The sequence below is a fragment of the Binatus sp. (SeqCode) genome (assembly GCF_035272065.1).
GTDB lineage: Bacteria > Desulfobacterota > Binatia > Binatales > Binataceae > Binatus.
Genome location: NZ_DATEQZ010000113.1, coordinates 1 through 10,465 on the forward strand (window position 1 = coordinate 1; position 10,465 = coordinate 10,465).

10 protein-coding genes are annotated in these 10,465 nt (G+C 59.9%); 7 read left to right on the plus strand and 3 right to left on the minus strand.

Going from position 1 to position 10,465, the window contains the following annotated elements; translation table 11 throughout:
* Positions 1 to 143: 143 nt before the first annotated feature.
* On the minus strand, positions 144 to 1,406 hold the full coding sequence (locus tag VJX68_RS18030; RefSeq protein WP_324097117.1) for an LLM class flavin-dependent oxidoreductase: 1,263 nt from the start codon (positions 1,404 to 1,406) through the stop codon (positions 144 to 146).
* 664 nt (positions 1,407 to 2,070) lie between these two features.
* Between VJX68_RS18030 and VJX68_RS18035 the strand changes: the two genes are divergently transcribed.
* Together VJX68_RS18035 and VJX68_RS18040 are read left to right on the plus strand one after the other, a co-directional pair.
* Positions 2,071 to 2,916 carry a hypothetical protein gene (locus tag VJX68_RS18035; protein WP_324097118.1) on the plus strand — a complete coding sequence of 282 codons (846 nt, stop codon included), beginning with the start codon at positions 2,071 to 2,073 and terminating at the stop codon, positions 2,914 to 2,916.
* Positions 2,917 to 2,963: 47 nt separating this feature from the next.
* Positions 2,964 to 4,208 carry an alpha-L-fucosidase gene (locus VJX68_RS18040; protein ID WP_324097119.1) on the plus strand — a complete coding sequence of 415 codons (1,245 nt, stop codon included), beginning with the start codon at positions 2,964 to 2,966 and terminating at the stop codon, positions 4,206 to 4,208.
* 12 nt (positions 4,209 to 4,220) lie between these two features.
* On the opposite strand, the gene VJX68_RS18045 is transcribed toward VJX68_RS18040, so the two are convergent.
* Together VJX68_RS18045 and VJX68_RS18050 are read right to left on the minus strand one after the other, a co-directional pair.
* Positions 4,221 to 5,609, minus strand: a complete 1,389-nt coding sequence (locus VJX68_RS18045; RefSeq protein WP_324097120.1) for an FHA domain-containing protein — start codon at positions 5,607 to 5,609, stop codon at positions 4,221 to 4,223.
* An 8-nt stretch (positions 5,610 to 5,617) separates the two neighbouring features.
* Positions 5,618 to 6,652 carry a histone deacetylase family protein gene (locus VJX68_RS18050; RefSeq protein WP_324097121.1) on the minus strand — a complete coding sequence of 345 codons (1,035 nt, stop codon included), beginning with the start codon at positions 6,650 to 6,652 and terminating at the stop codon, positions 5,618 to 5,620.
* Between the two features lie 124 nt (positions 6,653 to 6,776).
* Between VJX68_RS18050 and VJX68_RS18055 the strand changes: the two genes are divergently transcribed.
* The 5 genes from VJX68_RS18055 to VJX68_RS19200 form a co-directional block, all read left to right on the plus strand.
* Positions 6,777 to 7,004, plus strand: a complete 228-nt coding sequence (locus VJX68_RS18055) for a Sec-independent protein translocase subunit TatA/TatB (protein WP_324097122.1) — start codon at positions 6,777 to 6,779, stop codon at positions 7,002 to 7,004.
* Positions 7,005 to 7,020: 16 nt separating this feature from the next.
* The gene (gene tatC, locus VJX68_RS18060) at positions 7,021 to 7,833 is read left to right on the plus strand and encodes a twin-arginine translocase subunit TatC (RefSeq protein ID WP_324097123.1); all 813 of its coding nucleotides are present in this window, start codon (positions 7,021 to 7,023) and stop codon (positions 7,831 to 7,833) included.
* 120 nt (positions 7,834 to 7,953) lie between these two features.
* Positions 7,954 to 9,303, plus strand: a complete 1,350-nt coding sequence (gene gntH, locus VJX68_RS18065) for a guanitoxin biosynthesis MBL fold metallo-hydrolase GntH (RefSeq protein ID WP_324097124.1) — start codon at positions 7,954 to 7,956, stop codon at positions 9,301 to 9,303.
* 5 nt (positions 9,304 to 9,308) lie between these two features.
* Complete coding sequence (locus VJX68_RS18070; RefSeq protein ID WP_324097125.1) at positions 9,309 to 10,316, plus strand: CobW family GTP-binding protein; 1,008 nt, start codon at positions 9,309 to 9,311, stop codon at positions 10,314 to 10,316.
* Between the two features lie 8 nt (positions 10,317 to 10,324).
* Positions 10,325 to 10,465 (plus strand): hypothetical protein (locus VJX68_RS19200; RefSeq protein ID WP_349255936.1); only part of this gene is annotated, 141 nt, incomplete at its 3' end.

The window sequence follows — 10,465 nt, forward strand, 5'->3', positions numbered from 1 at the left end:
AACCCTTTGCGAAGCCCTTGCGAGCAAAATAGCGCGCTGCGCGCAACTTTGCGCTTCACACTGGGTGCAGGGGTCAGCCCCTGCCGCCCGCCGCGCAGGCGATTATTCTCTCATACGCAAAGCTCTCCGGAGCGAACGCGACACTAGCGCGCCGCCGCATGCACTCCATTCGACGCGATCTTTGTGCGCGGACCCTTGAGCGACTCGGGCCACCACTTGTTGTCCCATTCGCCGTCCCACACGCCGCGGAAATGCGGCAGCACCTCGCTGCAGAACAGATCGATATTCTTGAGCGTCAACTCGTGCGGCATCGATCCGATATGCAGCAGCACCATCAGGTTGCCGACGCGAAGTTTCTTTACCGCTTCCATCAGCTGCTGGCGCACCGTCGCCGGCGACCCCGCGATCACGAACTGATTGTCGACGAAGTCCTTGTACTTCCACGTTGGTATCTTGTTCATCAGGTCGAACAACTGCGGATTCAGCTTGGTCACGCTGTTGACCAGGCTCTTGTAGTCCTGGTTGCCGGCGACTGGAAAATACTCTGGCAGGATGTGCAGGCACTTGTCGTAAAAATATCGGATGTGTTTGTAGTAGTCCTTCTCGGCCTGCGCGTCGGTTTCCGACACTGCGACTAATTGCAAAAATCCAGCGCGATACGGATTGGGATCGTGACCTCCCTTGGCGACGAAATCCCAGAACCCGTCCATCACGCGCTTGCCGAAATTGTTCCCCCAGTACGACAGGAAGCAGTAGCAATGGTTATGCTTCGCGGAAAAATCCCAGGTCGAGAGACTGCCGCTGCCGGGAATCCACACCGGCGGATGCGGCTTCTGAATCGGCCGCGGCCAGATATTCACCATCGGCAGTTTGAAGTACTTGCCGTTCCACGCGAAAATCTCGGGCGACTGCCACGCCTTCAGAATCAGGTCGTGCGCCTCGTAGTAACGCTCGCGCTGCTCGATCGGTGGGATTCCGTAGCACAGGTTCACGTCCTGCGACGTGCCCAGCGGCATCCCGGCCACCATGCGCCCGCCGCTGATACAATCGATCATCGAGTACTCTTCGGCGATTCGTATCGGCGGATTCGACGTCGGCAGCGTCGCGCCCATCTGCACGACCGCGACGTCGGTGCCGTTGGTCGCGCGCGCGAGAATCGATCCCATCAGATCCGGATTCGGCATGAAGCCGTAGGCGTTCTGATGATGCTCGTTGACGCAGATGCCGTCGATGCCCTTGTCGGCCGCGTGAATCAGCTCGTCGAGCGTCCAGTTGTAGTACTGCCCGACCTTCACCGAATCAGCCAGCTCGGTATACGGCGGATCTACCCACACCGAGTGATACTTCTGCGCGAAGTCGTCGGGCAGATCGCGATACGGCATCAGATGGAACATCGAGATTTTCATCGTCGGCCTCCAAAACAGTCAACTTTCGATTTTCCAATACCACGCCATCACCCGATTCCCCAACAGCGCAGCGTCCAACTAATGTCATTCTGACGACGCGAGCAACGAGAGCCGAGGAGGGATTTCGGACAGCTTCGCGTGAGCGAAGCCGGTACCGGTTTTTCGAATCGCTGCGTCCAACTCTGTTTCCTGACGACGCGAGCAACGCACCGTCTCTTTGTCATCCCGACCGAAGCGAGCAACGCACTGCTCTCCCTGTCATCCAGACGACACGAGCAACGCGAGCCGAGGAAGGATCTCGGACAGCTTCGTGCCAGCGAAGCCGGTACCCGTTTCGAATCGCTGCGTCCGATCCTTCTCAGCCCTGGGAGGATGAACTTTTCAGCCTTATGCTGAAGCCAACGCCGTGTTATCGATCACGCATGGGAACCTCCCCAGGATACAGCGCACTCGATCACTCATCCGCAGCGGCAATCTACGCATCCGCGAAACTTAAATTCGACGGAACGAAACTACCCTTGGTGGTACGCATCTCTCTGGACCACAGCCAGTGGTATAAATCGCCACTTTCCCATCTGTTGAAGGCTATCGTTTGAGGCCCAAATTGCCACGCCGCCGAGCGTTCTTTCTCAGAAAAGCTCCTCAATTTCGAATCGCTCTTATCTTGTGCGCGACCTCGATGCTGCTGCTGTGCGCGACGCTCGCGCGCGCCGACCCTTCCTCGCGCTACTTCGTTGGCGACTTCATCGGCAATGACGCGACTGTAGAAAATTACCTCTCCGTTTCCGGTGGCGTCGATCGCGCACAAAACTTCGAGTCGCTCTATCTCGAAAAAACCATCTCGCCCAACTCCAGCTTCTCCCTCTTCGTCGGCTACCAACGTCTCGAGCAGGAGGGCGAACTAACGACCGCTAGTGGATTCACCAACCTGGGCCTCGCCTGGAAACGCGCACTCATCTCGATCCCGCGCCACGAATTTGTGTTCTCGATCAGTCCGACCCTCGAGCTTCCCGTCGGCGACCGCAGCGTCGGTTCTGAATCTCATCCCCGCGCCGGCGGTGATTTGCTCTTTCAGAAAGGCTTCGGTGATCTGCCCGACTCGCTCCGGATGCTGCAACCCTTCGGCGTTGAGGGTGACGCAGGATGGGAAAGCAAAGTGACAGGCGCGCGTGACGACCTGATATCCGCCGATCTGGAACTCGAGTATTCGCTGCACTACCTCGATGCGAACGTCTTTGCCGGTTTCGTGCCTTACGCACTGCGCGATCTCACACCGCATCTCGATTTCGACTACGCGCAGTACTTGAGCGCACATCGCAACTCCTCGGCGCCTGACTTCGAACTGACACCAGCCATCGCATGGCTCAATTCAACGTTCGAGATAAATCTCGGTGTCCAGGTCGCACTCAATCGCGCGTCATCGGGCACCGGCGCCGTCGCCCTCGTCTGGCTGCTGGGAGTCTCCTACGATCAACTCATGCCAGCCCTCGGATGGATGCCGTGTCGCTGATCGACGGTATAGACAAGCGCCTTCGATGAAGGCGAGAATGCGCGGCTATGGAATCGTGGTTCAACAAAGCAAGATTCGGGATGTTCATCCATTGGGGGCACTGCAGCCAGCGCGGGCTCGAGCTGTCGTGGCCGCTGGTCGGGGGCGTCGGCGCCTTGCCGGACGGCCAGAGTATCGGGGTAGACGAGTATCACTCGACCGCCAAAACGTTTAACCCCACCAAGTGGGACGCGCGCGCGTTGGCCCGAATGGCTAAACGCGCGGGTATGCAGTACGCTGTTCTGACCAGCAAACATCACGATGGCTACTCGCTATTCCATACGAAGCATTCTGACTATTCGATTGAGTATTCGCCGTTCCAGCGCGATATAGTTCGCGAATATACAGATGCATTCCGCTCCGAGGGCCTCAAGGTCGGACTGTACTACTCACTTATCGACTGGCATCATCCCGACTACCCGACATTTCTCGAAACAGACAAGCCATACAAGTGGGGTAATTGGCGCCGTTCGACGCCTGAGCAGTGGAATCGATTCATCGAGTTCATATTCGCCCAGATGCGTGAGCTGCTGACCAACTACGGCAAGATCGATCTGCTCTGGTTCGACGGCGGATGGGAACGCACGCCCGAGGAATGGAAGTTGCGCGAGTTCGTCGAGATGATACATTCGCTCCAGCCCGAGGTCGTCATCAACGATCGCATCCCCGGTTACGGCGACTATCAGACGCCCGAGCAGGCCGTGCCGCCCAAGCCGCCGGAAGGCCCGTGGGAGACTTGTCTCACGATCAATAACAGCTGGGGCTACAATCCTGCCGACAAGGATCTCAAATCAACGCGCTCGCTGATCCATACGCTGTGCGAAGTGGCCGGCAAGGGCGGAAATCTGTTGCTTAACGTGAGCCCGATGGGCGACGGCGCGCTCCCGCCCGAACATGTCGAGCGGCTCGAAGCGATCGGCAGCTGGATGGACCGCAACAACGAGGCGATCGTCGGCACCGACCCCGGACTCGAGCCGTGGCAGTTCTACGGACCGTCCACGCGCCGCGGCAATCGCGTGTACCTGCACCTGCTGATGAGGCCGTACGAGTCCGTCTCGGTGCGCGGGGTCAAGGTGAAGCATGTCGGCGACGTGCGGCCGCTTGCGAGCACGATTTCGCTCAAGGTGCGCAAGCGAATCTCAGCGGCCGATAGTCTGTTCAATCAGGATCCGATTGGCGAGCTCGTGATCGCGACGCCCGACAGCGCGCTCGATTCGATGGCGACGATCATTGCCGTCGATTTCCAGCGCTAGTCCCGCGCCGCTTCACGGACTTGTCGAAAAAGTCCAGTCGTATTGCTTGTCGTTCGCGGTCATCGACACTGCGTACTTCGCGCCCTTGTCGAGCGGCGCGTGCGGAATCACCACGACTGTGCCATAAGACTTCAGAACGTTGCGCCCCAGCTCTTGTGAGTATGCATCGGGATTCGAGTAGCTAGTCGAATCGATCCCGCATGCTTCAACTGCGGTACGGCTTCCGTCAGCGTTCTCCCGCGCGACTGAGTACCCGCCGAGACGTGTATCCATCCAGTCGCCCAGTTGAAGTGTAATAGCCACTCCGCTCGGCGCCTCGTAGCCATGGCAACTCGTGAGTGGATTGGGCCATTCATTCTCGAACGATCTGATCGCGACGATCCCGCCGTCAGGCGGAAACTCGATCGGCCCGACCCCGGCGGTGCCGGCCGGCATCTTTCCCTGCGAACCCTTCAGCAGGTTGAGTCCCGCCGCGCACGCTCCCGCTTCGCAGTAAATTCCAAAGCCGGCGCTCGTCAGCCGCGGATTAAGTATCGGCATCCGATGGAACGGTAGCGCCATCCATCCGTCGATCGACCATGCCGGCGAGCCCCATCCGTCGGCGGATGCGCCGCGCATCGACCACACATCCATGTCGCTGGACTTGGCCGCCTCGAGTCCTTCCGGGCTGAAGCCCGGACTCCCGGGATCCTCGGTATGCATCTCAGCGCCGAGTCCGTCGCGCTCGATCGCATCGCGGTAGTTCTTCACTATGTAAATAGTATGCGCGCGATCGCCCTTGCTGAGCGCCGGATCTTCGACGATCGGTGGCAACTTCACCATCGTGCGATAGTAATTCACTCGGCTCAGCCATTCTGGACCGCCCGATTCAGGAATCGCCGGCGACGCCGGCATTGTAGCTACTGTCGATTCCGCGTCAGTTGATGCCGACTGAGTATTTGCCGCCGAAGGTTCAGAGCTGACCTGGCGTGACGAAAGCCGCGTAGCAATTGCCGAGAGAGCGGGCCCAATATCGCGATAGCGAGCGACCGCGAATCCCACGATGAACATCACGGTCAGAATCGCGAGGCCCCGTCGCATGCGGCTCGGCACCCCCGCCGGATCGAAAGCCATACGCACAGAGCCGAATTTGATCTCGTCGCCGCTCTTCAGCGAGATCGGCTTGCGCACCTGACTGCCGTTAACAAACGTGCCGTTGGTCGAGCCGAGGTCTGCCAGCTCGAAACCGCCGGGCTTGCGCGTAATCGTGGCGTGGCGGCGCGATACCGTCGTGTCGTCGAGCACTACATCGTTCTTCGGATGACTGCCAATGGCGATTGTCGGCTTGTCGAGTGAGTATTCGCGCGGAGAAAAACCGCCTATTGCAACGAGACGACTGTTAGCGGCGCCCTGCTCCGGCATCTATCTCTCTAACCCAGGTTCCAGAAGCGCCCGACGTTTTGCGCCGCCCGCTCGATCATCGGCATCACGCGGTCGCCGCCGTCGCCTGGGCGAATCGGCTCATCGGCGTCGCGTCCGAGTTCGTCGATGACCGCGCGGCCCGACTTCGCGATTGCCTCGAGGTCGTAGCCGCCTTCGAGCGCCGCGACCATCTTCCCGCCACAGCATTCCGCGGAGAGCCGCTTTACCCGGCGCGCTATCGCCGCAAATCCCTCGTCTGTCACGCGCATCTGCGCGAGCGGATCGCGATAGTGCGCGTCGAAGCCGGAAGACACCAGTATGAACTCAGGCTTGAAATGGCGCCCGATCGGCATGATCAAACGATCGAACACGCGCAAATACTCGGCGTCGCCGAATTCCGCCGGCATCGGCAAATTTACGGTGAATCCCATTCCCGCGCCGTACCCGATCTCGTGGAGCGAGCCGGTGCCGGGGTAATGCGGAAACTGATGCGTGGATACGTACAGCACTTCGGGCGATTCGTAAAACATATCCTGCAAGCCGTTGCCATGATGGACATCCCAATCGACGATCATCACGCGCTTCAGGCCGCGCGATTCGATTAGCCACTTCGCCGCGATCGCAATATTGTTGAAGAAGCAAAATCCCATCGCGCGATTAGGCAGTGCGTGATGCCCGGGTGGCCGGACAATAGCAAATCCATTAGCTATTGCCCCGTCCATCACCGCCTCGACTGCGGTAAGCACGCCGCCCGCCGACAGCAGCGCGGTCTCGTACGTGTCGCGCGAGCTATGCGTATCCGGATCGAAGTCGAACCGATCCATCGACGCCGTCCGCGCGACCGTCGCGATATACTCAGGCGTATGACAGCTCGCGATTTCCTCTTGCGTTGCTTCGCGCGGCGCCATGAATTTCAGATCCGGCCGCGTGAGCAACTCTGCCATTTCGATCATTACCTCGGCGCGCTCCGGACGCTCGGGATGCGCCCGGCCGGCGAAGTGTTTCAGGTAGCGGCGATCCGCGACGACTCCAGTTTTAAGCATCGTTGACACCCCAGTCGGGTATGATGATTAACTGGCATGGAGCAGGCGAAGCCGCGCGGAATTTTTCCGCGCCTCGCGAAGTCGTCGAATTGCACTTGTAGTTGCGCCGGACGGTCATCGAAGTTTGGACCTTTTTGAAATAGTTCTCATCCTCGCGATCGCGCTGATTGTGGTCGGCCCCGAGCGCCTGCCCGAGGTTATGCGCACCGTCGGGAAAATCCTGCGTGAGCTGCGCCTCGCGAGCAATACCGTCCTCCACGAACTGACCGACGTCCTTGACGAGCCTCCTGCCAACGCGCCGCCCGCGCCCAAGTCCTCGCCCCCGGCCGTACAGCCGACCGAGAAAAAATAGCTGGTCATCCCGCACTGTGCCTAGCGAGGATATCACACCGCCAGCACTCATCGAGGCGACGCCCGAACAGGCGCGGATGTCGCTCATCGAGCACTTGCAGGAACTCCGCACCCGCCTGATTCGCGCCTTCATCGCCATCGGCGTCGGCTTCATCGTCGCGTACGCGGTCGCCGACCCGCTGTTCCACATGCTGACCTGGCCGATTCGCGAGGTCTCCGGCGGCAAGGTGCTGCTGATCGGCACCGGCGTCGGTGAGGCGTTCTACACCAAGATCAAAGTCGCGCTCATCGCAGGCCTGTTCATCGCGAGTCCCGCGGTATTTTACGAAATCTGGAAGTTCATCGCGCCGGGCTTGTACGAGACCGAACGCAGAATGGCGAAGCCGTTCGTATTCTTCGCGACGATCTTCTTCGTGCTCGGCGGATATTTCTGCTGGGCCGTCGTCTTCAAGGTCGGTTACGCGTTCTTCCTCGCGCAATACGCGAGCATTGGCGTCACTCCCACGATTCGCATCAGCGAGTATCTGGCGTTCTCGTCCAAGCTGTTGCTCGCATTCGCGCTCACGTTCGAGATGCCGATCTTCGCCTTCTTCTTCACCAAGCTCGGCATGATCGATTACAAGATGATGGCGAGCTACTGGCGCTACGCGATCCTCGCCATCTTCATCGTCTCCGCGGCTCTCACTCCGCCCGACATGATCTCGCAATTCCTGCTCGCGATTCCGCTGCTGCTGCTGTACGTGATCAGTGTCGGCGTCGCCTGGATGTTCCGCATTGAGCCGGCGGAGAAATCCACCGCAACCACACCTCAACAACCTGATGCCGTCTGAGCGTCGATCGAAGTCGAACAAGGAGCCAAATGTGAGCGAAAAAAAAACCCGAACAAGATGGTCCGACGTGACATGCTAAAGACCGTCGGCGTAGCAGCGGCTGGATTGGCAGCGGCCGGCATGGCTGCGGTCGTACCTTCGGCGGAAGCGGCCGAGCCACCGCCAGATGCGGACCAGCCCAAGAATCCCTACGGAGGAGGTCCCGGCACCGGCCTGCAGTTCCCGCCATACTACAAGCCAACGGCTTCTGTCCGCAGCCGGATGAACTACTTCCCCGGTAGTGAGACCATCGGGCCAGACGAGATGCGGATCTCGTTCGTCGGCAGTTGCCCCTTCCCGCCGCGGCGCGACCAGGCCGGCACTTGCATCATGGTCGAACTAGGAAACGGCGACCGCTTCTTCTTCGATTTCGGCCCTGGCTGCGTCAAGAACATCCTAGCGATGGGCGTCCCGGTGCCGGAGATTAACGACATCTTCATTACCCACCTGCACGTGGACCACTACCACGACCTTTCCTATCTCCTCCCATTCTCGGCGTGGGGAGGACGGTGGAAGCAACCGCTGCGTGTAACCGGGCCATCAGGGCGCACGGCGGATCTCGGGACCAAGGCGATGGTCGCCGGCATGAAGCAGATGCTCAAGTGGCACTTGGAAGCCTTCGACGCCTGCCCCATCGGTGACGGCTACGAGGTCGAGGTCAACGAGTTTGATTGGAAGGACGAGAACGGCATCTGCTACGACAAGAACGGTGTAACGGTCCGCCATTGGCGGCGCTCGCACGTGAAGGATGGCGCTTCGGCCTACCGTCTGGACTGGAACGGCCTTTCGTTCGTTTGGACCGGCGACGGCCGGCCTGACGAACTGACAGAAAAGTATGCCAAGGGCGTTGATATCTTTGTCACCGAGCTCCAGCCCGATTTGGCTCACATCAACCTGCTCAAGTACGGGCTGCCCGAATTCCTTTTCAACTACACGGTGGACATCCACCATACGCTGAACTACGCAGCGGGCTACCTCATCAAGCAGGTGAACCCGCGCTGCGGTATGGTCACGCACTTCGCGTTCGACAACGACACGCTCAACGAGGCCAGCGCCGACGTTCGCGCGCACTGGGATGGGCTTTTCCTGTACGGCGCGCCGGACGTGGTGGTCGTTAACGTGACCAAAGACGCGGTCTGGCACCGGGAGGCCGCCCTGCCAGGATTCTCGGGCCAGTCCTTGCCGAATCCCAAACTACTCTTTGGCGACCCCCTACCCATCGCTGCGGGCAAGGGCATCGTCCCGCAGCCCAGGTTGCCGCGCGAGCAGCAGCAGGAGCAAAGGACGCGCAACCTCGAGATAGATCCACATCTGTACTATCCGCCCAACGTTTACCGCGAGCCGCTCACCAAACTGCCGAACCCGCAATACGTCGATCTCATCGAGATGGCGAAGGTGATGGGAATCGATTTGAGTAAATTCAAGAAATAGCAACGATGGAGATCATCGAAGACAGCGGTAAGACCGTTCCGATAACAATCCTCACTGGCTTTCTCGGGGCCGGGAAGACAACGCTGCTTAATCGCATCCTGACCGGGGATCACGGCCTGCGCGTGGGAGTCCTCGTCAACGACTTCGGCTCGATCAATATCGACGCTGAACTTGTCGTCGGTGTGGAAGGCAACATGATGAGCCTGGCCAACGGATGCGTCTGCTGCCAGATTCGCGACGACCTCGTCGAGTCGGTCGCCGCCTTGCTCTCACGCCCGGGGACCGTCGAATACATCCTGCTCGAAGCCAGCGGAGTAGCCGATCCGGCCGGAATCTTCACAACCTTCAGCGATCCAAATCTGCGCGATCGAATCAGGCTCGACAGCGTCATCTGCGTGATGGACGCGGACCAGGTCTTCGCGCATCCCGAGTATCCCCCGCTGATGGAACTCAAGCTCCGCCAAGTCGGGTTTGCGGACATGCTGATCCTTAACAAGGTGGATCTTGCCGGTCCCGAAGATGTCGAGAAGATCAGGGCTTGGCTTGACGGCCATTTCAATCGCCTTCGCATCGTCGAGACCAACTACTGCGAGGTACCTTATCAGATCCTGTTGGGTGTCGGGCGTTTCGATCCTGCTCGCGCAGGCTCGCACGCCGTCGAGCGTAGCTGCGACGACCCGAGCTGTTTCGACGACCACGTGCATGACCACTCGAAGGTGTTCAGCACCTGGAGTTACGAGACGGATCGGCCGCTCGCGGTGGAGGCGTTGCGGGAAACAATGCGTAAGTTACCGGGGAATGTCTACCGGGCAAAAGGGGTGGTCTACACCACCGACGCGCCAAAGCGGCGGGCCGTGCTGCAAGTGGTCGGCAGGCGCGTGGACATCTCCTTGCAAGACGATTGGGGCCAGCGCGCACCGCGAACGCAGATCGTAGCCATCGGCGCGGCCGGCAGCATCGACTCGCGTGTGATGGAAAAGACCTTCGCCTCCTGCATATCCGACGACTTATAAGAGGTCGCATGGCAAGAATCCAGACATCTCCGGTCGCCACCGGCGCACCCGGCATCCCGCCGCGATGGACCCGCAGCGCCAAGGACGCCGTCTGCACCGCCTACTCCTCAGTGAGCCGCCTGTGGTTCACCACCTCCGCCGGCGTCCTC